Annotated in this window: 20 protein-coding genes; 5 read left to right on the plus strand and 15 right to left on the minus strand. The window is 58.1% G+C overall.

Going from position 1 to position 25,064, the window contains the following annotated elements:
- The first annotated feature begins 9 nt into the window (after positions 1 to 9).
- Positions 10 to 783: an envelope biogenesis factor ElyC gene (gene elyC / locus ACYF6X_RS11610; protein ID WP_107227722.1), complete on the plus strand. Its 774-nt coding sequence runs from the start codon at positions 10 to 12 to the stop codon at positions 781 to 783.
- A gap of 7 nt (positions 784 to 790) precedes the next feature.
- Here the strand turns inward: elyC and ACYF6X_RS11615 are convergent, their stop codons facing one another.
- From ACYF6X_RS11615 to cspE, 6 genes are all read right to left on the minus strand, one after another.
- On the minus strand, positions 791 to 1,687 hold the full coding sequence (locus tag ACYF6X_RS11615; protein ID WP_063989429.1) for a YcbJ family phosphotransferase: 897 nt from the start codon (positions 1,685 to 1,687) through the stop codon (positions 791 to 793).
- 149 nt (positions 1,688 to 1,836) lie between these two features.
- The gene (gene kdsB, locus ACYF6X_RS11620; protein WP_004928235.1) at positions 1,837 to 2,586 is read right to left on the minus strand and encodes a 3-deoxy-manno-octulosonate cytidylyltransferase; all 750 of its coding nucleotides are present in this window, start codon (positions 2,584 to 2,586) and stop codon (positions 1,837 to 1,839) included.
- Positions 2,583 to 2,765 (minus strand): Trm112 family protein, encoded by a 183-nt coding sequence (locus ACYF6X_RS11625; RefSeq protein ID WP_004928237.1) that lies wholly within the window; start codon positions 2,763 to 2,765, stop codon positions 2,583 to 2,585. Before ACYF6X_RS11625 ends, kdsB begins: the two co-directional genes overlap by 4 nt.
- Positions 2,766 to 3,061: 296 nt before the next feature.
- On the minus strand, positions 3,062 to 4,288 hold the full coding sequence (locus ACYF6X_RS11630) for a winged helix-turn-helix domain-containing protein (RefSeq protein ID WP_130017642.1): 1,227 nt from the start codon (positions 4,286 to 4,288) through the stop codon (positions 3,062 to 3,064).
- Positions 4,289 to 4,401: 113 nt separating this feature from the next.
- Positions 4,402 to 4,623 (minus strand): cold-shock protein, encoded by a 222-nt coding sequence (locus ACYF6X_RS11635; protein ID WP_004928241.1) that lies wholly within the window; start codon positions 4,621 to 4,623, stop codon positions 4,402 to 4,404.
- A gap of 221 nt (positions 4,624 to 4,844) precedes the next feature.
- Positions 4,845 to 5,054 (minus strand): transcription antiterminator/RNA stability regulator CspE, encoded by a 210-nt coding sequence (gene cspE, locus ACYF6X_RS11640; RefSeq protein ID WP_004928244.1) that lies wholly within the window; start codon positions 5,052 to 5,054, stop codon positions 4,845 to 4,847.
- Positions 5,055 to 5,579: 525 nt separating this feature from the next.
- Between cspE and hglS the strand changes: the two genes are divergently transcribed.
- Positions 5,580 to 6,986, plus strand: coding sequence for a 2-oxoadipate dioxygenase/decarboxylase HglS (hglS, locus tag ACYF6X_RS11645; protein ID WP_130017641.1), 1,407 nt, complete (start codon positions 5,580 to 5,582; stop codon positions 6,984 to 6,986).
- A 2-nt stretch (positions 6,987 to 6,988) separates the two neighbouring features.
- Here hglS and lpxK read toward each other — a convergent pair whose 3' ends face one another.
- The 9 genes from lpxK to ansB form a co-directional block, all read right to left on the minus strand.
- Positions 6,989 to 7,969, minus strand: a complete 981-nt coding sequence (gene lpxK, locus ACYF6X_RS11650; protein WP_130017640.1) for a tetraacyldisaccharide 4'-kinase — start codon at positions 7,967 to 7,969, stop codon at positions 6,989 to 6,991.
- Complete coding sequence (gene msbA, locus ACYF6X_RS11655; RefSeq protein ID WP_063989425.1) at positions 7,969 to 9,717, minus strand: lipid A ABC transporter ATP-binding protein/permease MsbA; 1,749 nt, start codon at positions 9,715 to 9,717, stop codon at positions 7,969 to 7,971. Before msbA ends, lpxK begins: the two co-directional genes overlap by 1 nt.
- 35 nt (positions 9,718 to 9,752) lie before the next feature.
- Positions 9,753 to 11,984: a ComEC family protein gene (locus ACYF6X_RS11660; protein WP_460925788.1), complete on the minus strand. Its 2,232-nt coding sequence runs from the start codon at positions 11,982 to 11,984 to the stop codon at positions 9,753 to 9,755.
- A 315-nt stretch (positions 11,985 to 12,299) separates the two neighbouring features.
- Positions 12,300 to 12,584 carry an integration host factor subunit beta gene (ihfB, locus tag ACYF6X_RS11665; protein WP_004928264.1) on the minus strand — a complete coding sequence of 95 codons (285 nt, stop codon included), beginning with the start codon at positions 12,582 to 12,584 and terminating at the stop codon, positions 12,300 to 12,302.
- 62 nt (positions 12,585 to 12,646) lie between these two features.
- Entirely contained in the window at positions 12,647 to 14,320 is a 1,674-nt protein-coding gene (gene rpsA, locus ACYF6X_RS11670) for a 30S ribosomal protein S1 (protein ID WP_004928267.1), read from the minus strand.
- A 184-nt stretch (positions 14,321 to 14,504) separates the two neighbouring features.
- Complete coding sequence (gene cmk / locus ACYF6X_RS11675) at positions 14,505 to 15,194, minus strand: (d)CMP kinase (protein ID WP_004928270.1); 690 nt, start codon at positions 15,192 to 15,194, stop codon at positions 14,505 to 14,507.
- 259 nt (positions 15,195 to 15,453) lie between these two features.
- On the minus strand, positions 15,454 to 16,740 hold the full coding sequence (gene aroA / locus ACYF6X_RS11680) for a 3-phosphoshikimate 1-carboxyvinyltransferase (protein WP_130017638.1): 1,287 nt from the start codon (positions 16,738 to 16,740) through the stop codon (positions 15,454 to 15,456).
- 113 nt (positions 16,741 to 16,853) lie between these two features.
- Positions 16,854 to 17,939, minus strand: a complete 1,086-nt coding sequence (gene serC / locus ACYF6X_RS11685) for a 3-phosphoserine/phosphohydroxythreonine transaminase (protein WP_107227719.1) — start codon at positions 17,937 to 17,939, stop codon at positions 16,854 to 16,856.
- 302 nt (positions 17,940 to 18,241) lie between these two features.
- On the minus strand, positions 18,242 to 19,288 hold the full coding sequence (gene ansB / locus ACYF6X_RS11690; RefSeq protein WP_130017637.1) for an L-asparaginase 2: 1,047 nt from the start codon (positions 19,286 to 19,288) through the stop codon (positions 18,242 to 18,244).
- Between the two features lie 148 nt (positions 19,289 to 19,436).
- Between ansB and ycaO the strand changes: the two genes are divergently transcribed.
- The 3 genes from ycaO to pflB all read left to right on the plus strand — a co-directional run bounded on the left by ycaO (position 19,437) and on the right by pflB (position 24,859).
- A complete protein-coding gene (ycaO, locus tag ACYF6X_RS11695; RefSeq protein ID WP_130017636.1) occupies positions 19,437 to 21,200 on the plus strand; it encodes a 30S ribosomal protein S12 methylthiotransferase accessory factor YcaO in 1,764 nt (587 codons plus the stop codon).
- A gap of 461 nt (positions 21,201 to 21,661) precedes the next feature.
- Positions 21,662 to 22,522 carry a formate transporter FocA gene (focA, locus tag ACYF6X_RS11700; RefSeq protein ID WP_107227716.1) on the plus strand — a complete coding sequence of 287 codons (861 nt, stop codon included), beginning with the start codon at positions 21,662 to 21,664 and terminating at the stop codon, positions 22,520 to 22,522.
- 54 nt (positions 22,523 to 22,576) lie between these two features.
- The gene (gene pflB / locus ACYF6X_RS11705; protein ID WP_063989418.1) at positions 22,577 to 24,859 is read left to right on the plus strand and encodes a formate C-acetyltransferase; all 2,283 of its coding nucleotides are present in this window, start codon (positions 22,577 to 22,579) and stop codon (positions 24,857 to 24,859) included.
- Positions 24,860 to 25,064: the final 205 nt, after the last annotated feature.

Here is a 25,064-nt window from a genome sequence, read left to right on the forward strand (position 1 = left end):
TGATTTTCGATGCTGTTCAACCTGAAAAAGTTCTTTGGCGCCCTGCTGATGCCGCTGCCGTTGTTGATGCTGCTGATGGGGTTGGCGCTGCTGCTGCTGTGGTTCACCCGCTGGCAAAAAAGCGGTAAGACGATTTTCACGCTGAGCTGGCTGTTTTTATTGCTTTTCAGCCTGCAACCGGTGGCCGACCGACTGCTGCGGCCGATCGAAGCCCAATACCAGACTTATCGCGGCAGCGATCCGGTCAGCTACATCGTGGTATTGGGCGGGGGCTATACCTACAATCCCGATTGGGCACCCAGCTCGAATTTGCTCGGCAACAGCCTGCCGCGCGTGACGGAAGGCGTGCGGCTTTACCTTGCACATCCCGGCGCCAGGATGGTGTTTACCGGCGCGTCCGCCGGAAGCATGCAAAGCAACGCAGCCACGGCGGCGCTGGTGGCCGAAAGCCTGGGCGTGCCGCGCAGCGATATGGTGATCCTGGGGGAACCGCGCGATACCGAGGAAGAAGCCGCTCAGGTCGCCAAGCTGGTCGGCGAGCAACCGTTCATTCTGGTGACCTCCGCCAACCATTTGCCGCGCGCCATGCGCTTCTTCGAGGCGAAAGGCCTGCACCCGATCCCGGCGCCGGCCAACCAGTTGGCGATCGACTCGCCGCTCAATATCTGGGACCGCGCCACACCGTCGTCGATGTTCCTCGGCCATACCGAACGTGCCTGGTATGAAACGCTGGGCAGCCTGTGGCAATGGCTGAAAGGCGCGGATCGCGCCGGCGCAGAGTAAGGCCCGTTCAACCGGCCAGCCAGGGCAGCAGCTGTTGCGACGCATAGTCGAACGGCCGCCGCTCCAGCTTGCCGGTATGAACCAAACGCCCTACCGCTTCCCACACCACATACAGCCAGCGCCGCGCCAGGAAAGCGTCGGCGACCGGCGCGCGCTGCAGATAGCGGAACAGCAGCTGGCTGGGCATACCCGCCTCGCACAGGCGGAAAAGATCGTATTCGCGCGGCGCCCACAGCACCACGCCGGGATTGAGCATCGCCAACAGCTGATCGCTTTTGGGATCCTTCAGCATGCTGCGCAGCGACAGATTACCGTGCACCAGAACACAGGGATCGTCGAAGCCGACGAAGAAATGGGTCAGCGCTTCGCGCGTGCGGTACAGCAAACGCCGATCCGCCATGGTCAGCTGCGGGGTAGTAAGATTGACGACCGTCGCCCACAGCACTTCGACCCGCTGTTGATACCAGCAAAACCAGTCGTTCTCCTGCGTGCTGTCAACGCTGCCGACGCTGCCGTGGCTGTCGATGCGGTGCCAGGCCAATACCCCGTCGACGATCTGCTCCATCAGCATGTTCCAGCGATCCGGCGAACGCGTTGGCGCTTCGGCCGACACGCCGCGCAGGCGCTCGATCAGCAGGATTTCCGTATACGGCGCCTGGTGGGTGCACACCACGCCGTACACCGTAGGCAGCCGAATATCCCCGTCGCGCGCCAGCATCGACAGCTTGTAAGCCTCCTGCTGGGCGATACCCTGACAGATAAAGCTTTTCGCCATCAGCGGGATCGCGTTGCCCTGCCGATCGTACAGCGAATACATATGCGCATAAGGCTGCTCGCTCACCCGCTCCAGCCGGCTGATGGACTCACCCAACACAATGCTCAGTTCAGCGCGTAACTGCTCCATAAGGCATTCACCTCAGGCTAATAAGGGGATACGTAACATCATCGAACGGTGAGCGGAAAAATTCTTCAACGCAGATCAACAAAACGGGGAACAATCATGGGGGGTGTTGCATCGTCGGCGCGTTGCGAGGCGCGCCGACGAACTCAGGCTCAGGGTTGGATGCTGTCGCGCACGCGCTGGAGATCTTCCGGCGTATCGACCCCCACGCTCGGGATCGCTTTCGCGACCGCCACGTGGATTTTTTCACCGTACCACAGCACGCGCAGCTGTTCCAACAGCTCGATCTGCTCCAGCTGGCTCGGCGCCCAGCTGACGTAGCGGCGCACAAAGCCGGCGCGGTACGCGTAGATGCCGATATGACGCAGCAGGCTGTCGCCGATGCTCTCTTTCGACGCGGCGAAACGCTCGCGATCCCACGGAATGGTGGCGCGTGAGAAATAGAGCGCGTAGCCCTGAGCGTCCATCACGACCTTCACCGCGTTGGGGTTGAAAGCCTCTTCGGCGCTCTCGATCGGCACCGCCAGCGTCGCCATACCGGCCTGGCTGCCCGCCAGGTTCTCCGCCACCTGACGCACGATCACCGGTGGGATCAGCGGTTCGTCGCCCTGCACGTTAACGATAATCTGATCGTCGGCAAAGCCGTAGTGCGCGATCACTTCCGCCAGACGTTCGGTGCCGGAATGGTGATCCGGGCTGGTCATGCACACTTCGCCGCCGGCGGCTTCCACCGCTTTGGCGACTTCAGGATGATCGGTCGCCACGATGACGCGGCTGGCGCCGGACTCGCGGGCGCGCTCCATCACGTGTACCACCATCGGCTTGCCGTGAATATCGGCCAGCGGTTTACCCGGCAAACGGGTCGAGGCGTAGCGGGCGGGAATTATAGCGATAAAACTCATGCGTGCTTCTCATCCAGCGACAGCGCGCGCGCTTCATTTTCCAACAGCACCGGAATGCCGTCGCGCAGCGGGTAAGCCAATCCGTCCGCTTTGCACACCAGTTCCTGGTTTTCTTTATTGAAATAGAGTTTGCCGTTGCATACCGGGCAGGCAACGATTTCGAGTAAACGGTGGTCCATGCATCCTCCGTAAGGGGATAGGTCATCTGGGAAAGGCTGTGAGGATAGCATAACGCCCGGCCTCAGGTTAATCACCGGTGGCACCAACCCACCGATATTTCCTCACCGCGCGGGGGCAACCGCTTGAACTGGGGCGCATCCCGGCGTAGAATTTTGTGATACAAATCACAAAAAGGCCGTAATACGTGATCAAACGTCTGCATAAAATCATCGCTCTGTTCGCTAACTTCAGCCACTGAGCCCCTTTGTAACGAGCGGCGCTGAACTTCGTTTTACCCCATCGACGGCGTCGCTCGTTATCCCACTTCCCAGCCGTCCCCCCATTCAGCGGCCAACGCCGCCGGAATGTCGCCCAGCGCAACGCGTTGCGCACCGTGCCATTTGGCCGTACGCGCGATGGCCAGCCGGATATCCTGGGCCCGCTGTTGGCCGAAGCGCACCCGCGGCTCCGCATGGAAGCTGATGATCTCAAACACTCCCTGGCGGCGGTGCGCCTTGGCGTCAATACGCCCCACCAGCTCACCGCGATGCAGCACCGGCAAGGTGAAGTAGCCATAGCGACGTTTTTCTTTCGGCGTATAACATTCCAGCCGATAGTCAAAGTTGAACAGCTCGAGCGCCCGACGCCGATCCCAAACCACGGGATCAAAAGGCGACAGCAGGCTGGTGACCGTCGATTTCAGTTTGCCCTGCTCCGCCAACGGCAGCAGTTCCGCCAGTGATTCATGCACATAGAACGGCCCTTCCAGCCCCTCTACCTGCAGCGGCGTAATCTCCCCCTGCTCCTGCAGCTCTACCAGCAAGGCTTTTGGCGCCACGCGTTTCAGCCGATAGTAGTCCGCCAACCACTCGGCGCGAAAAATGCCCAGATAGCGGCAGGTGCGGCGCAGCATCTGCCTGCGCGCCTGCTCCACAGGCAGCGTATGGCGCGCATCGTCCCAGGCCGGCAACAGCCTTTCGGTCAGATCGTAAACCCGGTGGAAGTTGCGACGCTCGGCCACCATCAGCTTGCCGGCAGTAAACAGGATCTCCAGATGTCGTTTCTCCGGTTTCCAGTCCCACCATCCGCTGTTGCCCTTTTTCTCGGCGCTGAAATCGGCGGAGCGCACCGGCCCCTGTTGTTCGATGTGCCGCAGCAGGCTGTCCATCGCCGCCTGGTGTTGCTGCACCCAGTCGGCGGAATATTTCCAGCCCATATCATGAGGCGCCAGCATGCGGTGCCGCAGCAGACCAAAATCCTCGATCGGCAGGAAACAGGCTTCGTGCGCCCAATACTCGAACAGCTTGCGGCCGGCGAGCGCCTGCTCCAGCCATTCCGGCTGATAGGCCCCCAAACGGCTGAACAACACCAGATACGGGCTGCGGGCGACGACGCTAATGGTATCGATTTGTAACAGCCCCATGCGCTGGATCGCGTTCACGACGTCATCGGGCCGAGCCTGGCGCTTAAGCCGAGAAAGCAGCCCCTGGGCGGCAAGGTGCAGCGCGCGAGCGGCGGTAAGGGAAATTATCGGGGTGGTCATCCTGATATCCGTGGCAAGTAGGCAATGGCCTGATAATAGTGGATATCGAGAGATTTATCTTCGCCAGTGCTTGCGGGTGGCGACACCGGCACTGGCGAGGAAGGAGGGTGCGATCAGAACGCGATAACGTCTGCCGCGGACAGCCCATGTGAGCTGCGATAGATCGAGAACTCTACGTTCTGACCTTCGTTCAACGACTTATTTTTGGTGTTGGCGATAGCGTTGCGATTGACATAGATTTCGTCGCTGCCATCGACCGGTGAAATAAAACCATAGCCTTCGGCCTGATTAAACCATTTCACGCGGCCCATTTTTAACACAGTATTTTTAAACATAACTTATATCCTTTTACTTGAGCATCCTTGACAACGTCATTTTTTATATTGTCTGGACGCTACCAGCCCATCCTAAAGTTTTTCGTAACAAACCTCTCGTGAGCAAAAAATAAAAAACCCGCACGAAGGCGGGCTTGTTGAACTTAATATCTTCCGCATGACTCAGCGCTGAGGCGTCACCATGGTTGTATTAAGATCTCTTATACGCGTTCCCTGTCTTCTTACAGAGCAACTACGTTGGCGGCAGCCGGCCCGCGCGGGCTGTCCTGGATGGTGTACTCGACACGCTGGCCTTCAGCCAGGGTCTTGAAACCGTCGGTCATGATAGCGGAGAAGTGTACGAATACATCTTTGCCACCGTCGTGCTGCTCAATGAAACCAAAACCTTTGCTTTCGTTGAACCACTTAACCTGACCCGTCTTCTTAGACATTACTTTTACCTTTAAATATATTTACAAAACCTGCCATAAGAGGCAATTGAGGCCATTTCAGAAACATTACTTATGGGAGGTACTTAGAAGGTTCGTCTTTGAAGCGGAATCGAATGATAACGTTTTTGGAGGAACTGCTTAACTCTAAACTCGAACATAAATAGGTCTGGATTACAGGCCGACTTGCATTTACTCATAAAACTGGCGAATGCACAAGAGGTTTATTGCATTAAATTCGCTATTACGCCCGATTTATTTTTATCCCCCTGAATACACATGACTTAATTTAACGGTCGCCGCGTCCGAACCACCGCGCCCCTCCGCTCACCAGGGCATCGTTTGCCCGCCTGTGCGCTGCAAATGAGAGCTAACGCATAAAACTCTAATATGCTTGCCGCGTCTATAACAAATCCCAAATCAGATGGCTAAACTTGAGGGGAAAACAAGGCAGACGGCTTTTTCGCCAGCACTTTTGCCGCTAAAAACACGATTTTTCAGATTATGCTGAATCAAGGAGCTATGCGCATGACCGCCCAGCAGTTCGTTTCACCTAATGAAATCCGCGCCAGATTCTCTCACGCGATGTCGGACATGTATCAAAAAGAGGTACCGCTGTACGGCGATCTGCTGGAGCTGGTGGCGGAAACCAACCGGCAGGTTCTGCGCGAAGACGCCGCACTGGCTCATCAACTGCAAATCACCGGCGAGATAGAACGCCTGGCCATGGAGCGCCACGGCGCAATCCGGGTCGGCACTGCAGGCGAGCTGACCACCCTGCGCCGCCTGTTTCGGGTGATGGGCATGGCGCCGGTCGGTTACTATGACCTGTCGGTAGCAGGCGTTCCGGTGCACTCCACCGCTTTTCGCGCCGTACACGAAGACGCTCTGCAGATCAGTCCTTTCCGCGTGTTCACCTCCCTGCTGCGCCTGGAACTGATAGAGGATCCCGCGCTGCGTGCGCTGGCCGAGCGCTTGCTGGCACGCCGCCGCATCTTTACCGATCGCTCGCTGGAGCTGATCGCGCTGCAGGAAGCGCAAGGCGGATTGAATGAAGTGCAGGCGCAGGAATTTGTCGAGCAAGCACTGGAAACTTTCCGCTGGCACAACCAAGCGACGGTCAGCGCCGAAGAATACCGGCAACTGCACGATCAGCATCGCCTGATCGCTGACGTGGTAGCGTTTAAAGGGCCACATATCAACCACCTGACACCACGCACGCTGGATATCGATCGCGTTCAGCAGGCGATGCCCGGCCGCGGTATTACGCCCAAAGCAGTCATCGAGGGCCCACCGCGCCGCCGCCGCGCGATCCTGCTGCGCCAAACCAGCTTCAAAGCGCTGGAAGAAAGCGTCGATTTCGTTGAGCACGACGGCCACGCCATCGCCGGTCATCACACCGCACGCTTCGGCGAGATCGAACAACGCGGCGTGGCGCTGACGCCTAAAGGACGCGAACTTTACGACCGTTTGCTGCAGGCGACCAACGATGCGCTACAGGCGCCGCCGAGCGAGAAGAATGCCGAGCGCTACTATCAATTGCTGGAGGAAAACTTCCGGGCGTTTCCGGACGATTACGCTACGCTGCGTGAGCAACAGCTGGCCTGGTTCCGCTATTTCCCGACCGAATGCGGCCTGGCGGCCAAAGAGTCGCTGGATAAGCACAGCACCCTGGAACAACTGATCGAGAAAGAACACGTTCGCTTCCAGCCGCTGGTGTATGAAGATTTTCTGCCGGTCAGCGCGGCGGGGATTTTCCAGTCGAATCTGGGGGACAGCCGCCACGCGCAATACAACGCGACTTCCAGCCGCGCAGCGTTTGAACAAGCGTTGGGCAGTGAGGTGATCGATGAGCTGGCACTGTATCAGCAAACCCAGCAGCGTTCGCTGGAAGCCTGCGCGCAAGCCCTGGGGCTTATCACGCTGGCGTCCTGAGATTATTTAGTCAGTAGAGATTCGATATCCTGCAGCAGTTGCTCAGCCTGAGCGGACGGTAGCACCGCATCAACCGGCAAATACCACCAATTAGGCTGGGCAAAGGCGCGACACTTCACCGCGTCCTTCTCCGTCATCAGCAGCGTCTGATCGGCTGCAGCCAGCGCCGCCAGCTGCGGCTGCTGATATTCCTGATGATCGGCAAACGCCACTTCCTGCACCACCTCGACGTTCAGTTTTTCCAACGTCGCGAAGAAACGCGGCGGATGACCGATACCCGCCATAGCCACCACGCGCGGCAGCTCGGCCACCGGGCGACGTTCACCGCTCAGCAGGTTCACCGCGTCACGCGCCTGCAGGCGCATGGCAATCTCTCCCGCCTGCGCCACGCCGCCATTGGCGACGCGCGCATCGACGCTGCCAAGCCGCGCGGCACGCTCGCGCATCGGCCCGGCCGGTAACCACCAGCCATTGCCGAAACGGCGCACGCCGTCGATGACCACCAGCTCGAAGTCACGCTGTAAGGCATAGTGCTGCAAGCCGTCGTCGGTGATGATCGCATCCAGCGGCTGGTGTTGCAGCAAGGCCTGCACCGCCTCGGCTCGCTTGGGCGCAATCGCCACGGGCGCGCCGGTGCGCTGATAAATCAGCACCGGCTCATCCCCCGCTTCGCGGGTTGAGGTATTCTGATTGAGCACCAGGGGATAGACCGCCGACTTGCCGCCGTAACCGCGCGAGACCACGCCAATGCGATAGCCCCGCTGCTGCAGGTGTTCCACCAGCCAGATCACCATCGGCGTTTTGCCGTTGCCGCCGGCAGTGAGGTTGCCCACCACCACCACCGGCACCGGTGCGCGCCAGCTTTTGCGCAGGCCGCAGCGATAGCTGAGGCGAATCAGCCAACTAAACAGGCCATACAGCCAAGAGAGCGGCAGCAGCGCCAGATAAAGCAGCGAACCGCCGGACCAGATGCGCTCAATCATTATTGACCAAACTGCATGCGGTGCAGCTGCGCATAGGCGCCCTGCCGTTCTAGCAATTCGGCGTGCTCGCCGCGTTCGACGATGCGGCCGTCCTCCACCACCAGGATCTCGTCCGCCTTCTCAATCGTCGACAGACGGTGCGCGATCACCAGCGAAGTACGGTCTTTCTGCAACTCGTCAAGCGCAGCTTGAATAGCACGTTCGGACTCGGTATCCAGCGCAGAAGTCGCCTCATCCAGGATCAGGATCGGACAGTCACGCAGTAACGCACGCGCGATGGCGATACGCTGACGTTGGCCGCCGGACAGCATTACGCCGTTCTCACCGATCACCGTATCCAAGCCGTTCTCCATCTTGTTGATGAAGTCCATCGCGTACGCCATTTCTGCCGCTTTCTCAATCTGCTCGCGGCTGTATTCGCTCTCGCGCGCATAGGCGATGTTATTGGCGATGGTGTCGTTGAACAGATGCACGTTTTGCGAGACCAGCGCCACCTGATTACGCAGTGAGGCCAGGGTATATTCGCGCAGATCGTGGCCATCCATCAGAATTTCGCCTTCCTGGATATCGTAGAAACGCGTCAACAGGTTGGCGATGGTGGATTTCCCCGAACCGGAACGGCCCACCAATGCAACGGTCTTGCCTTCAGCGATTTTCAGGTTGATATCACGCAGCGCCGGCGTTTCCTTGGATGGGTAGTAGAAGGTAACGTTACGGAATTCGATATCGCCTTTCGCACGCTTCACTTCGCGGGTACCGGTGTCTTTTTCCTGTTCCATATCCAAAATGGAGAACAGCGTCTGACAGGCCGCCATCCCGCGTTGGAACTGGGCATTGACATTGGTCAGCGACTTCAGCGGGCGCATCAGCGCGATCATCGACGAGAACACCACAGTAATAGTACCGGCGGTCAGGGTTGCCATCACGCTTGGGAAGCTGGCGGCAAACAGTACGAACGCCAGGGCCAGCGAAGCGATCAGCTGTATGATCGGATCGGAAATCGAAGACGCGGAGACCAGTTTCATGCCCTGTTGACGCATGCGGTTGCTGACCGAGTTAAAGCGCTCGGTTTCCACCTGCTGGCCACCGAAGATCAGCACTTCCTTATGGCCTTTCAGCATCTGCTCGGCGCTGGTGGTCACCTGCCCCATGGTGTTCTGCATGTTCTTGCTGATGTTACGGAAACGCTTGGACACCAGGCGAATGGCGATGGAAACGATCGGCGCCAGCACGATCAGGATCACCGACAGCTGCCAGCTGTAGTAGAACATCATGATGAACAGGCCAATGATCGAGGCCCCTTCACGCACCACGGTCACCAGCGCACTGGAAGAGGAGGAAGCCACCTGCTCGGAATCATAGGTAATGCGCGACAGCAAAGTCCCGGTAGACTGCTGATCGAAGAAGGCCACCGGCATTCTCATCATGTGGCCAAACAGGCGGCGGCGCATCTGCATCACCACCATGCCGGAAACCCAGGAAATGCAGTAGCTTGAAACAAAGCTGGTCACGCCGCGCATCAGCATCAGCGCAATCACCGCCAGCGGCATCCACACCAGCACGCTGCTGTCGGTTTTTCCAAACCCATCGTCCAATAGCGGTTTAAGCAGAGACAGCATCAGCGTGTCACCCGCTGCGTTCATAATCAACGCAATGGCGGCCACAATCAGCCCGGTCTTAAAAGGAGTGATCATCGGCCAGAGTCGACGGAAAGTCTGCCAGGTCGAGAGATCTTTATCATTCATCATGCAAATACCAGCATCGGAAGAAATAGCGGCCTATTTTACTCATTATCACCCTCTACGCCAAACCGCTGATGGTACCAACGGGGCATTAATTGTTCGCGAAAGCCTTTAATTTGCCAATCGTTGTCGAAAAAAAGTACCGATAACTGGCCAGAGCGCGTCGTATCACGCCATATAATGCCATTTGCCCGGTATCTGGCGACCACTTTACGCGCAGGCAAACGCCATTTGTTGTAACGAGATGCAGACGCCAGCGCCGCCTCAGGATTGACCGCGCGCAGAAACGGCGGTGTGGAAGAGGTTCTGCTGCCATGGTGCCCCACCTGCAATATCGTGGCCGCTAGACGGTCGCGCCGCAATCGAATCAGCTGTGCCTCCGCTTTCTTTTCCGCGTCGCCGGTAAGCAGCAGGCTGTATTGCCCGTCGTCGATACGAATCACGCAGGAGTCGTCATTGACCGGCCTTTTGAGCGTTCTCGGCGGCCACAGCACCTCGAATTGCAACGACTGCCAACGCCAACGCTCACCGGCGACGCAGGGCAAGTGCCCCACCCCGCGTATCGGGCTACGCACCGTCGCCTGTGGAAACGCACTCTGTACCGTCGGCAGCCCGCCGATATGATCGAGATGATCATGGCTGATAATGATCTGTTCCAATTCAATTCCTCGCCAGTTCAACATCGGCAAAATATGTCGTTCGGCGGCGCTGCCGCCCGGCCAACGATCGCCGGTATCGTACAGTATTCCCTTGCCGTTTTGCTCAATGACCACCGCCAAGCCGTGCCCGACATCGAGCATATCGACTCGCCAGCGGTATCCCGGCTCTTTTTCCCGCCACAGCACACAGCATATCGCTATCGTCGCCAGCCCCGGGGCATAACGCCGCCACCAATGAAAGCGCCAACAGATAACGATAAGCCATCCCGCTATGCTGGCCAGCAGCGAGGCAGCCCCCAAATCCACCCAACCGCGTTGCAGGTAATTCAGCGGCACAAACACCCAGCTCAACGTGAAATCGGCCAACCACCAAAGCCCGTAACTTAGCGAGGGGAAGACGCCGCCGATCACCGCCAGCAAAATCAACGGCACCGTCACCAATGAGACGATCGGCACCGCCCAAAGATTGGCCGGCAACGAGGTCAGCGTCAGGCCTAAAAACAGTGCGACCTGCATCGGCACCAGTAGCAGCGTCATGCCGAGCTGAATATGCAGCCAGCGTACCGGCGCCCAATACCACGCCGACCGGAATCGCTCACCGATCGGCGCCCATTCAAACCAAAAAATCAGGCAACCTACCGCCAGCACCGACAGCCAGAAACTGTCTGACAATACCGCCAGCGGATCGCACAGCAAAATCAGCCCGATACACCATAGCCACACCTGCCAGGAAGAACAATGAACGCCGCGCAAGCGCAGCAGCATCCACAGGGTCATCGCCAACGCGGTGCGTACCGCCGGCGGCTGGGCGCCCACCAACCAGACATAGATCAGCGTCGCCACCCAGCCTGCGACCAGCGGAAAGCGATAGCCAATCAGATGGGCGGGAAGAAAAAACTGCAGCGCACGCAGCACCGCCCAAAACAAAATGGCGACCATCGCCACATGAAGCCCTGAAATGGCCATTAAGTGCGCAATGCCGGTTTTCAGCATCAGCGTGCGCAAAGCCTGTTCAAGTGCGGTTCGTTCCCCAAAAGCCAGCGCCAGCAATACCGCCTTGTAACGCAATTCACCGATGTTGGTTTCCGCATGGCTGATTATGCGCTGGCGCAGGCCGCAATCGCCATCCAGCAAACGAGCCTGCCTGACCTGCGCGGTCAAGGGTTGGCGCTGCGCGATTGCCCAACGCTGGCTGTCAAAGCCGCCTTCATTGAGCTTACCGTGCACCGGCCGCAAACGCAGTTTCAACTGCCAACGCTGCCCGGCGCACAGCCGCTGCCGTTCTGGGGCCCACGTCGTGGTAAACGCCAGCGCAGGCACCAACCAATGGCCGTCGACTCGTTCGATGCGCATCAGCGTCTGCTTACTGGCGGCAGGCTCCAGTGCGACGCTGCTCACCTGTACCACCGCCGTTACATCCGGCATGCGGCTTAGGTGCTCCATTTGCCCAAGCAGGCTTCCGGCGTTGAAAACCGCCCATATGAATCCCAAACCCAGGCAGGCCAAATAGCGGCAGATCGGCCAACGGGTGCGCAGCAGTAAACAGGCGACAAACAGCATCGGCCACAGCAGCCATGGCTCTGGCAACCGCGGTAAAACCAGCAGCGGCAGGATGCCGCAGATGACGGCGAATATCGCCAGATCCAGCGAAATTTTGATCGCTCTTCTCCCTTCGGCTCCACCATGAGCAAAAACGCGTCACGGTAAGCAAGCAGGATCGTTGAGGCGATATGTCGCCGCCAGCGGGCTTTAACGAAGATGCGGTGAGCATGGCAGGATAAGAGAGGCCTATGCAGCAGCCACACCGCAAATGCGGCGCAGTACGCAATTCACGAGCGTATCATGGAGAATCGCAGGCGAAAAAAAACGGCGCCTTAAAGGCACCGTTTTATATTCTTTACAAGCAACAACGCTATGAGCAGTCAGCGACTAGCCATAGATATTGGCGCGGTCACGCAACTCTTTGCCGGGTTTGAAGTGAGGAACGTACTTGCCGTCCAGCTCAACTTTGTCACCGGTTTTCGGATTGCGGCCTACACGCGGGGCACGGTAGTGAAGAGAAAAACTGCCGAATCCGCGGATCTCAATGCGTTCGCCCTCGGCCAGCGTTGCGGCCATGTGCTCAAGCATCTCTTTCACTGCATCCTCAACGGCCTTCGCCGGAATATGAGATTGCTGGCCAGCAAGTCTTTCAATAAGTTCAGACTTGGTCATAGTACCTCCAAGCTTTGCAGCTAAACTACCGTATCGGGGCGGTCAAAAACCGCCCCCCGTCATTACTCGCCTTTAGCCGCTTTGAAAGCTTCAGCCATTGCGTTAGAGAAGTTGCCTTCTTCCTGTTTGTTGTTAACAGTAGCGATGGCGTCTTTCTCGTCAGCTTCGTCCTTAGCACGTACGGACAGGCTTACAACGCGGTTCTTACGGTCAACGCCGGTGAATTTGGCTTCAACTTCGTCACCTACGTTCAGAACCAGAGTTGCATCTTCAATGCGGTCGCGAGAGGCTTCAGATGCACGCAGGTAACCTTCTACGCCGCCTGCCAATTCAACTGTAGCACCTTTGGCGTCAACTGCAGTGACTTTACCAGTAACAATAGCACCTTTCTTGTTCATAGACAGGTAGTTATTGAACGGGTCTTCAGCCAGCTGCTTCACGCCCAGGGAGATACGCTCGCGCTCTGCGTCAACTTGCAGAACAACCGCTGCGATTTCGTCGCCTTTCTTGTATTCACGTACTGCTTCTTCGCCTGCAACGTTCCAGGAGATGTCAGACAGGTGAACCAGGCCGTCGATGCCGCCGTCCAGGCCGATGAAGATACCGAAGTCAGTGATAGACTTGATTTTACCTTCAACGCGGTCGCCCTTGTTGTGGGTTTCTGCGAACTGCTGCCATGGGTTGGATTTGCACTGCTTCAGGCCCAGGGAGATACGACGACGTTCTTCATCGATGTCCAGAACCATCACTTCCACTACGTCGCCCACGTTAACAACTTTGGACGGATGGATGTTTTTGTTGGTCCAATCCATTTCAGAAACGTGTACCAGACCTTCAACACCTTCTTCGATTTCTACGAAGCAGCCGTAATCAGTCAGGTTGGTTACACGACCAGTCAGCTTGGTGCCTTCTGGGTAACGTTTCGCGATAGCAACCCATGGATCTTCGCCCAGCTGTTTCAGGCCCAGGGATACACGAGTACGCTCGCGGTCGAACTTCAGCACTTTAACAGTGATTTCATCGCCAACATTGACGATTTCGCTTGGGTGCTTAACGCGTTTCCAAGCCATGTCAGTGATGTGCAGCAGGCCGTCTACGCCGCCCAGATCAACGAATGCACCGTAGTCAGTGAGGTTCTTAACGATACCTTTAACTTCCATGCCTTCCTGCAGGTTTTCCAGCAGTTGATCGCGCTCAGCGCTGTTCTCGGATTCGATAACCGCACGGCGAGAAACGACAACGTTGTTGCGCTTCTGATCCAGCTTGATGACTTTGAACTCAAGCTCTTTGCCTTCCAGGTGCAGAGTGTCACGTACCGGACGCACGTCAACCAGGGAACCTGGCAGGAACGCGCGGATGCCGTTCAGCTCGACGGTGAAGCCACCCTTCACTTTGCCGTTGATAACACCGGTTACAGTCTCAGCTTCTTCGTAGGCTTTTTCCAGCGTGATCCAAGCTTCGTGACGCTTAGCTTTCTCACGGGACAGCAGGGTTTCACCGAAGCCGTCTTCAACAGCATCCAGAGCAACGTCAACTTCGTCACCAACCTGGATTTCCAGCTCGCCCTGGGCGTTTTTGAATTGCTCAGCCGGGATGGCAGACTCAGATTTCAGACCGGCGTCAACCAGTACGATATCTTTGTCGATAGCAACAACGACGCCACGAACGATGGAACCCGGGCGGGTTTCGATTTCTTTTAAGGATTCTTCAAAGAGTTGAGCGAAAGATTCAGTCATGTTGTTAATCTTCAGGGTTCTTTAGTTTAACGTCCATTTAGCGTCCCGCCGAATGGGGTTGTTTCACATACCCCGCCATTGGCTCCATGCCGACAGGGTTTAAGGTTACAGGGGTAAAATTTTACCCGATATATTGCGATACCGCTATGACAAATATGACAAAAAGCCAATAGCGCCGCCGCGCTTATTGCTGCGGCAACGCCAACACTTTCTGTGCATACGTCAACGCCTGCCGGATCACTTCTTCGATCGACATGCTGGTAGAATCCAGCACGAGGGCGTCAGAAGCGGGCACCAGAGGCGCGATAGGCCGATTACGGTCACGGTCGTCCCGTTCCTTTATCTCGGCTAAAAGACGTTCAAAGTTAACATTAAAGCCCTTCTCCTGCAACTGCAGCATGCGGCGGTGCGCGCGCTCCTCCGAGCTGGCGTCGAGGAAAATCTTGACCGGCGCGTCCGGGAACACCACCGTGCCCATATCGCGACCATCGGCAATCAGGCCGGGCGCTTCGCGGAATGCGCGCTGGCGACGCAGCAACGCCTCGCGCACGCGCGGAAACGCCGCCGCTTGCGACGCGGTGTTGCCGACGGTTTCGGTGCGGATCTCATTGCTGACGTCCTCACCTTCCAAAATCACCTGCAGCTTGCCGTCCTGGGCAACGAAGCGAACATCGAGATGTGCGGCCAGCGGAACCAGCGCTTCCTCAGAAGTGATATCCACCTGATGATGCAACGCCGCCAGCGCCAGCACGCGATAGATCGCGCCGGAGTCCAGCAAACGCCAACCAAGGGACTCGGCCAACGCTTTACACAGCGTGCCTTTGCCTGCGCCACTTGGTCCATCAACGGTTATCACCGGGGCTGTAGCCGTCATTTCTCTCTCCTTCAGGTAGAAAACCTCACAGAGGCACGGTGAGCTTCGACGCGAAGCCCGTGCGCCCTGTCACCTGCCCAATCAGGGGCAAATACGGTGGCGTATTATACGCTGCCCTACGGCGATCTGTTACCCTGGAACTGTCCGGTTGTTGAAAATAAGCGCACAACCGCGAAAAAGTATAGAAGAAACGCCGGTCGCCAAAGGTTAAAAACGATAAAGGCCCACAAAGGGGCCTTAAAATAAACGATTTGACGGGTTACGCCGGCTGGCTGATGCGCGCCAGCTGTTCGAAATAGTCCGGGAAGGTTTTCGCGGTGCATTTCGGATCGAGAATGGTGACCGGAGTATCCGACAGCGCCACCAGCGAGAAACACATCGCCATGCGGTGATCGTTGTAGGTGCCGATCTCGGCAAACTGCAGTTTGGCCGGCGGCACAACGTGAATATAGTCTTCGCCTTCGTCCACTTCCGCCCCCACTTTACGCAGCTCGGTCGCCATCGCCGCCAGACGGTCGGTCTCCTTCACCCGCCAGTTGTAGATATTGCGAATGGTGGTCGGCCCCTCGGCGAACAGCGCCGCGGTGGCGATGGTCATCGCCGCGTCCGGAATGTGGTTCATGTCCATGTCGATGCCGCGCAGTTCACCGCGGCTGCACTCGATGAAATCGTCGCCCCAGGTAATGCGCGCGCCCATTTTCTCCAGCACGTCGGCAAACTTGGTGTCACCCTGCACGCTTTTGCGGCCGATGCCGGTCACGCGCACGGTGCCGCCCTTGATCGCCGCCGCTGCCAGGAAGTAGGAGGCGGAAGAGGCGTCCCCCTCAACCAGGTAATCGCCCGGCGCGATATACGTCTGGCGCCCCTGGATATGGAACACCCGGTAGTTGTCGTGGCTCACCGATACGCCGAAGGTGCGCATCAGATGCAGCGTGATGTCGATGTACGGCTTGGAAACCAGCTCGCCCTTGATGTGGATCTGCGTATCCTGCGGCGCCAGCGGCGCGGTCATCAGCAACGCAGTCAGGAACTGGCTGGAGACGCTGCCGTCAACGGTGACGTCGCCGCCCTGGAAGCCGCCGCGCAGGCGAATCGGTGGGTAATCGGTCTGCTCGAGGTAATCAATCTGCGCCCCGCCCTGGCGCAACGCGTCCACCAGATGGCCGATCGGGCGCTCTTTCATGCGCGGTTCGCCGGTCAACACCACGTCGCCCTCGCCGAGGCACAGCGCCGCCGCCAATGGGCGCATCGCCGTCCCGGCGTTGCCGAGGAACAGTTCCAGCGGCCGATCGGCCACCAGCGGCCCGGCCACGCCGGTCACTTCGCACACGGTGCGATCGGCGGAAAGCTGATAGTTCACGCCCAACGCCTGCAGCGCGTTCAGCATATGACGCACGTCGTCGCTGTCCAGCAGGTTGGTCAGCCGGGTCGAGCCTTTCGCCAGCGCCGCCAGCAGCAGAGCGCGGTTAGAAACGCTCTTGGAGCCGGGTAAGTTGACGGTGCCATTGACCAGGGCGACCGGGTGTAACGTCAGGGAATCCACCATGTGAACAAAACTCTCCAATTCTGATAAACGAAACGGCTCCGGAATAATGCCGGAGCCGCTTTAATGCAAAAGGACAACAGCCTGAGCAGCCCGCGCCTGGCGGGCTGACGGAATCAACCGTGACGACGTTCGAAGTCGGTCATGAAGTCGGTCAGCGCCTGCACGCCGGCCAGCGGCATGGCATTGTAAATAGAAGCGCGCATGCCGCCAACTACCCGGTGGCCTTTCAGCGCCTGCAGGCCGATGGCCTCGGCTTCGCTGAGGAACACCTTGTCCAGCGCCGCATCGGCCAACTGGAACGGCACGTTCATCCAGGAACGGTTGGCGATCGCCACCTGGCTGCGGTAGAAGTCGGATTTATCGATGGTCGCGTACAGCAGTTCGGCCTTGGCCTGATTGCGTTTCTGCATCTCCACCAGGCCGCCCTGCTCTTTCAGCCATTTGAACACCAGCCCGGACAGATACCAAGCGAAGGTCGGTGGGGTGTTGAACATCGAGTCGTTCTCGGCCAGCACGGTGTAATCGAGGATCGACGGCACTTCTTTGCGCGCCTTGCCCAGCAGATCGTCGCGCACGATCACCAGCGTCAGGCCGGCCGGGCCGATATTTTTCTGCGCGCCGGCGTAAATCACGCCAAAACGGCTGACGTCGAGCGGGCGGGACAGAATGGTCGAGGAGTAATCGCCGATCACCACCTTGTCGCCGAAGTCCGGCGTTTCATCGATGGCCACGCCGTCGATGGTCTCATTCGGGCAATAGTGCACATAAGCCGCGTCGGCGTTGAGTTGCCACTCTTTCATCGGCTTGATGCCGCTCAGGCCGTCGATGCGGGTTTTCACGTCGATGACGTTCGGGGTGCAATACTTCTCCGCTTCCTTGATGGCGCTGTGCGCCCAATAACCGCCGTCGATATAGTCGGCGGTGGTCTTGTCGCCCAGCAGGTTCAGCGGCAGCGCGGCAAACTGCCCGCGGGCGCCGCCGTGGCAAAACAGCACTTTATAGTTGGAGGGGACTTTCAGCAGATCGCGCAGATCCTGTTCCGCCTGCTCAGCAACGGCGATGAACTCTTTGCTGCGGTGACTGATCTCCATCACTGACGTGCCCAGCCCGTGCCAGTTGCACAGTTCCTGTTCCGCACGACGCAACACTTCCACCGGCAGCATCGCCGGGCCAGAGCTAAAATTATAAACCTGAGTCATTTCCCCTCACCACATTCACTGTTCGCCGCAGAAAAGCGACCTGTCGAAAAGACGCCCGAAGTTAACGCTCGCGTTAACCAACCCATCGGTTTTATCACTCACGCCCCATGGCTGCAACGCTTATTCGCCCGTCGGCGGCAAACGGCCGCGCCGGGTGATGACAGGCTCTGCGGCCGTCGCGATTGTTTGGACGATAAAACCCTGCGACATGGGGAAATTCAGCGGGTTAACGCGGTGTTTTATGCTGTATTCAGCCAAGATGGCTGCGGGAGTCCGGTCGGCCCCCGCAGAGAAGAAAACGATCAGTATTGATTGAACATCTGCTGGATCTGCTTCGCGTCTTTGGTTTGCGTCAGCGCCAGCTGCAGCAGTATGCGCGCTTTTTGCGGATTCAGCGTGCCGGCGGCCACAAAGCCGTACTTGGCGTCGTCCACTTCCGCATCTTCGGTGGTGGCGCCGGTCGGCACGCGCGATGAACGCACTACCGCCACACCGTGGTGCGCCGCCGTCGCCAGGGTGTCGAACACCGTTTTATACAGATTGCCGTTGCCGACCCCGGCGCTGACGATGCCCTGGTAGCCTTCGGCGATCAGCGCCTTGGCCGGCGCATCGGAGGCGTTGGCATAGTTGTAGACGATGCCGACCTTCGGCAGTTCGCTCAGCTTGCTGACGTCGAACGGCGTATCCCGGGTATGCTTACGCTGCGGCGAGCGCTGGTAATCGACCTTGCCGTTATGGATATAGCCCAGCGGGCCGTAGTTCGGCGACTGGAAGGTCTGCACGGCGGTGGTGTTGGTCTTGGTGACGTCGCGCGCATCCAGCACCGTGTCATTCATCGCCACCAGCACCCCGCGGTTGGCCGATTGCGGATCCGCCGCCGTCACCACCGCGTTATACAGGTTGAACGGGCCGTCAGCGCTCATCGCCGTCGCCGGGCGCATCGCCCCCACCAGCACCACCGGCTTGTCGCACTTCACCGTCAGATCGAGGAAATAGGCCGTCTCTTCCAGCGTATCGGTGCCGTGGGTGATGACGAAGCCGTCGGTTTTGCCGCAGTCGGCGTCAAGTTTCTTCGCCAGCGTCAGCCAAACCTGATCGTTCATGTCCTGCGAGCCGATGTTCACCACCTGCTCCCCCTGCACGTTGGCGATGTTTTTCAGCGCCGGCACCGCATCGACCAATGCCTCGACGCCCAGCTTGCCCGCCGTATAGTTGGATTTCGTCGCCGAATCGCCGCCGCCGGCGATGGTGCCGCCGGTCGCCAGCAGAGTGATGCTGGGCAGCGCCAGCGCCGAGGCGCTGAAGCCGGTCAACAGGAGGGTTAACACGCTGAGTTTCACTGATTTCATTAGATTTCTCCGTGACAGATAACTCGCTGAATTATGGCCTTTATCCTTAAAAAAACTGTGACTTTGCCACCGCTTTAGGAATACGTGGAGCTCCAGCGTAAAACCCCGTATCATTGCGCGTTTTTAGTACGCGCAAAAAGTGAAGACAATGACGCAAACTTTTATCCCCGGTAAAGACGCCGCCCTGGAAGACTCCATCGCCCGTTTCCAGCAGAAATTGAGCGATCTCGGTTTCAACATCGAAGAAGCCTCCTGGCTGAACCCGGTGCCGCACGTGTGGTCGGTGCACATTCGCGATCGCGATTGCCCGCTGTGCTTCACCAACGGCAAAGGCGCCAGCAAAAAAGCCGCGCTGGCCTCCGCGCTGGGTGAATATTTCGAGCGCCTGTCCACCAACTACTTCTTCGCCGATTTCTATCTGGGCAAGCAGATCGCCGAAGGCGACTTCGTGCACTACCCGAATGAGAAATGGTTCCCGATCCCTGAAGACGACGCGCTGCCGGCCGGCATCCTCGACGAACGCCTGCACGCCTTCTACGATCCGCAGCAAGAGCTGAGCGCCAGCGATCTTGTCGATCTGCAATCCGGCAACGCCGATCGCGGCGTGTGTGCGCTGCCGTTTACCCGTCAGTCCGATCAGCAAACCGTGTACATCCCGATGAACATCATCGGCAACCTGTATGTTTCCAACGGCATGTCCGCCGGCAACACCGCCAACGAAGCGCGGGTGCAGGGCCTGTCGGAAGTGTTCGAGCGCTATGTGAAAAACCGCATCATCGCCGAATCCATCAGCCTGCCGGCGATCCCGGACGAAGTGCTGAACCGCTACCCGGGCGTGGTGGAAGCCATCGCCAAGCTGGAAGAGGAAGGTTTCCCGATCCTCTCCTACGACGCCTCGCTGGGCGGCAACTATCCGGTGATCTGCGTGGTGCTGTTCAACCCGACCAACGGCACCTGCTTCGCCTCGTTCGGCGCGCACCCGGACTTCGGCGTGGCGCTGGAGCGCACGGTGACCGAACTGCTGCAGGGCCGCAGCCTGAAAGATCTCGACGTGTTCACCGCGCCGACCTTCGATGACGAAGAAGTGGCGGAACACACCAACCTGGAAACGCACTTCATCGACTCCAGCGGCCTGATCTCCTGGGATCTGTTCAAGCAGGATGCGGACTATCCGTTCGTTGACTGGAGCTTCAGCGGCAGCACCCAGGAAGAGTTCGCCACCCTGATGAGCATCTTCGACAAAGAAGACGCGGAAGTGTACATCGCCGACTACGAGCACCTGGGCGTCTATGCTTGCCGCATCATCGTGCCGGGCATGTCCGATATCTACCCGGCAGAAGACCTGCTGCTGGCCAACAACAGCATGGGCGCGCACCTGCGCGATACGCTGCTGGCGCTGCCGGGCAGCGAGTGGGAACCGGAAGAATACCTGGCGCTGATCGAGCAGTTGGACGACGAAGGGCTGGACGACTTCACCCGCGTACGCGAACTGCTGGGCATTGCCAGCGGCAAAGACAACGCCTGGCATACCCTGCGCGTGGGCGAGTTGAAGTCGATGCTGGCGCTGGCGGGCGGCGATCTGGATCAGGCGCTGATCTGGACCGAATGGACGCAGGATTTCAACGCCTCGGTGCTGAACCCGGCGCGCAGCAACTACTACCGCTGCCTGCAAACGTTGCTGCTGCTGGCGCAGGAGCCTGAACGCGAAGCGGCGCAGTACTACACCGCGTTCGTGAAGATGTACGGCCAGGAAGCGGTCGACGCCGCCTCCGCCGCCATCAGCGGTGAAGAGCGCTTCAACGGGCTGTTCACCGTCGATGCCGATCTGGAGGCGCTGCCGGCCCATCAGGCGCTGCTGGCGGCCTACGAGAAGCTGCAGGCTGCCAAACGCCGCCACTGGGCCAAGGCCTAAGCATCATCAGGGGATACTGCCACTTTGGGAGTACCCCTGCTGCCAAACGCCGCACTTCGTTGCGGCGTTTTCATTTTTGCGGTGTATTTCAACGCATTCGGTTTTATTTTCTCGCCGTAAAATTGGCGGTTAAACGACCATAAAAATAAATAAACCGTCAATTGTTGCCGGACGGTGAAATAATAATTAACCGATAATTAAACTTTCAGCGCTGCGCGGCGACAAAACGCCTAAAAATTTAACTTTACCCTACGCCGTCCACCCGGTGAATTCAAAAAATTTTGCAAACATTAAAAAAATGTTTTTACTTAAAAATCAATAAGTTAACCATAAAAACCACACAAAAAACACGCCATTTTGCCGCTCTACTTCCCCGCCTTATGATCCAAATCAAATTTTCCCCTATACTGCTTTGCTAGTATCTCATTGCGTTGTTTTAACCCTTAAGAGCGAGAGTTAGTTTGAAAACTGACAGCCCCTTCGATCTGATTTTACCTGCGGCCACGGCGAAAATCGCTGAAGATGCCGGCGTGTATAAAGCCACCAAACATCCGCTGAAAACGTTTTATTTGGCGATCACCGCCGGTGTCTTCATTTCCATCGCCTTCGTCTTCTACATCACGGCGACCACCGGCACCGCCGGCGTGCCTTTCGGGCTGGCGAAACTGGTCGGCGGCATCTGCTTCTCTCTCGGGTTAATGCTGGTGGTGGTATCGGGCGCCGACCTGTTCACCTCTACCGTACTTATCGTCATCGCCAAGGCCAGCGGCCGCATCAGCTGGGGCCAGTTGGGTGCCAACTGGCTGAACGTTTATCTCGGCAACCTGGTCGGCGCGCTGTTTTTCGTGGCGCTGATCTGGTTCTCCGGTGAATATATGGTCGCCAACGGCCAGTGGGGCCTGAATGTCCTGCAAACCGCAGACCACAAGCTACATCACACCTTTATCGAAGCCGTGTGCCTCGGCATTCTGGCTAACCTGATGGTCTGCCTGGCGGTCTGGATGAGCTACTCCGGCCGCACCCTGACCGACAAGATGTTCGCCATGGTGCTGCCGGTCGGGATGTTTGTCGCCAGCGGCTTCGAGCACAGCATCGCCAACATGTTTATGATCCCTATGGGCATCGTGGTCAAACACTTCGCCACGCCGGAGTTCTGGCAAGCCGTAGGGGCGGTACCTGAGCAATTCGCTCATCTGACAGTAAGCAACTTCATCATCGACAACCTGATTCCGGTCACCATCGGCAACATCATCGGCGGCGGCCTGCTGGTTGGGTTGACTTACTGGGTAATTTATCTGCGCGGGGGTCGCGAACAGCACTAAGCTGTGAGTTACCGCGCGCAGAGTTAGAAATCCACAATCAAAGGTAGGTGTACAATGACCGAACTTAACGAGAAATTAGCCAACGCTTGGGAAGGTTTCAGCAAGGGTGACTGGCAGAATGAAGTCAACGTTCGTGACTTCATCCAGAAAAACTACACGCCTTATGAAGGTGACGAATCCTTCCTGGCTGGCGCCACTCAGGCCACCACCACCTTGTGGGACAAGGTTATGGAAGGGATCAAACTGGAAAACCGCACTCACGCGCCGGTTGATTTCGACACCAACGTTGCTGCAACCATCATTTCTCACGACGCGGGTTACATCGCCAAAGAGCTGGAAACCATCGTAGGCCTGCAGACCGACGCGCCTCTGAAACGCGCGCTGATCCCGTTCGGCGGCATCAAAATGGTCGAAGGTTCGTGCAAAGTGTACGGCCGCGAGCTGGATCCGCAGCTGAAAAAAGTGTTCACCGAATACCGTAAAACCCACAACCAGGGTGTATTCGACGTTTACACCAAAGACATCCTGAACTGCCGTAAGTCCGGCGTGCTGACCGGTCTGCCAGATGCCTACGGCCGCGGCCGCATCATCGGCGACTACCGCCGCGTGGCGCTGTACGGTATCGACTTCCTGATGGCCGACAAGCTGAACCAGTTCAAATCGCTGCAGGAAAAACTGGAAAACGGCGAAGACCTGGAAATGACCATCCAGCTGCGCGAAGAGATCGCTGAACAGCATCGCGCTCTGGCTCAGATCAAAGAGATGGCCGCCAAATACGGTTACGACATCTCCGGCCCGGCCACCAGCGCGCAAGAAGCGGTGCAGTGGACCTACTTCGGCTACCTGGCCGCGGTAAAATCCCAGAACGGCGCCGCCATGTCCTTCGGCCGCGTGTCCACCTTCCTCGACGTGTTCATCGAGCGCGACATCAAGGCGGGCAAACTGACCGAAGAGCAAGCGCAGGAACTGATCGACCATCTGGTGATGAAACTGCGTATGGTGCGCTTCCTGCGTACCCCTGAGTACGATGAGCTGTTCTCCGGCGACCCAATCTGGGCGACTGAATCCCTGGCCGGTATGGGCGTCGACGGCCGCACCCTGGTCACCAAAAACAGCTTCCGCTTCCTGAACACCCTGTACACCATGGGGCCGTCTCCGGAGCCGAACATGACCATCCTGTGGTCTGAGAAGCTGCCGCTGAACTTCAAGAAATTCGCGGCGAAAGTGTCCATCGACACCTCTTCCGTTCAGTACGAAAACGACGACCTGATGCGCCCTGACTTCAACAACGATGACTACGCCATCGCTTGCTGCGTCAGCCCGATGATCGTCGGCAAACAAATGCAGTTCTTCGGCGCCCGCGCCAACCTGGCGAAAACCATGCTGTACGCCATCAACGGCGGCGTTGACGAAAAACTGAAAATGCAGGTCGGCCCGAAAGAAGCGCCGATGATGGACGAAGTGCTGGACTATGACAAAGTCATGGCCCGCATGGACCACTTTATGGATTGGCTGGCCAAGCAGTACGTGACCGCGCTGAACATCATTCACTACATGCACGACAAGTACAGCTACGAAGCTGCGCTGATGGCCCTGCATGACCGTGACGTTTATCGCACCATGGCTTGCGGCATCGCCGGCCTGTCCGTTGCAGCCGACTCCCTGTCCGCCATCAAGTATGCGAAAGTCACCACCATTCGCGACGAAGACGGCCTGGCTATCGACTTCAAAGTGGAAGGCGAGTATCCGCAGTTCGGTAACAACGACGCCCGCGTCGATGACATCGCTTGTGACCTGGTGGAACGTTTCATGAAGAAAATTCAGAAACTGCGCACCTACCGCAACGCGGTACCGACCCAGTCCGTACTGACCATCACCTCCAACGTGGTGTACGGTAAGAAAACCGGTAACACCCCGGATGGCCGCCGCGCAGGCGCACCATTCGGCCCAGGTGCCAACCCGATGCACGGCCGCGACCAGAAAGGCGCAGTAGCCTCCCTGACCTCGGTAGCCAAACTGCCGTTTGCCTATGCGAAAGACGGGATCTCCTACACCTTCTCCATCGTGCCTAACGCGCTGGGTAAAGACGACGACGTGCGTAAAGCCAACCTGGCGGGCCTGATGGATGGTTACTTCCACCATGAAGCCTCCATCGAAGGCGGCCAGCACCTGAACGTCAACGTGATGAACCGCGAAATGCTGCTGGATGCGATGGAAAACCCTGAGAAATACCCTCAGCTGACCATCCGCGTTTCCGGTTACGCCGTGCGCTTCAACTCGCTGACCAAAGAGCAACAGCAGGACGTGATTACTCGTACCTTCACTCAAACGATGTAATACGCCAACCGGGCGGGAAACCGCCCGGTGCCAACGTCGGGGCCGGCTCTGCCGGCCCTTTTCTCCCACCGCTCTCCCCTGACTCTGTACGAGTCTGTTTTGCCGGACATCTATACTGAATGGATAGCCGGCAAAACAGTTATCCGGCAACTGACCGGCCGACAGGCATCATTACCCCCGGTGGCGGGCTCACCCCGCCACTGCA

It is taken from the genome of Serratia sp. ID 25-353 (genome assembly GCF_054792795.1).